This window comes from Pseudoalteromonas porphyrae, assembly GCF_001298125.1.
Lineage (GTDB): Bacteria > Pseudomonadota > Gammaproteobacteria > Enterobacterales > Alteromonadaceae > Pseudoalteromonas > Pseudoalteromonas neustonica.
Map to the genome: position 1 here is coordinate 1 of NZ_LHPH01000111.1, position 506 is coordinate 506.

Below are 506 nucleotides of genomic sequence, written 5' to 3' on the forward strand. Positions count from 1 at the left end.
CAATGTGAGTAGCTTATCTTCAACCCAGCCTCTGCGATGCTCAAAAGACTTCCCTGTAAAACGGTCTTCCCCGCACAAGAAAGCACGACGAACGCAACGTGAAATACAGTGATAATACTTTGTATCAACCAAACTTACTTGACGCCTTCTTGCAATTGCCATGTGACACCCAGATTATATTTTGCACTAACTCAAAGTTAGTGCAAAATATAAAAAATACAAACTTTAGGATGGGTGTCATCGTTGTTTTGTTGAAAAACCCGAATTCAGGTTCCAAGTGCACCAAACCTTAAATCACTAATTAATAAAGACTTCTTCAGCTGTCTGATAATTTAGTATTTTCCTTGGGCGAGTATTAATTTTCATTACAACCTCTTGGAGTTGTTCATTAGTTATAGTTGAAAAATCAGTTTTCTTTGGGAAATAACGCCTGATCAGACCGTTTGTATGTTCATTTGTTCCTCGTTGCCACGAACAATAAGGATCAGCAAAATAAATAATAAAAT

General features: G+C 36.8%; 1 protein-coding gene and 1 pseudogene. Both read right to left on the minus strand.

The window, feature by feature from the left end; all coding sequences use genetic code 11:
* Positions 1 to 162: pseudogene (locus tag ADS77_RS22305) on the minus strand (transposase); the annotation flags it as partial.
* 135 nt (positions 163 to 297) lie between these two features.
* The coding region (locus ADS77_RS22005) for an IS30 family transposase (RefSeq protein WP_152960609.1) at positions 298 to 506 on the minus strand (209 nt) is incomplete at its 5' end.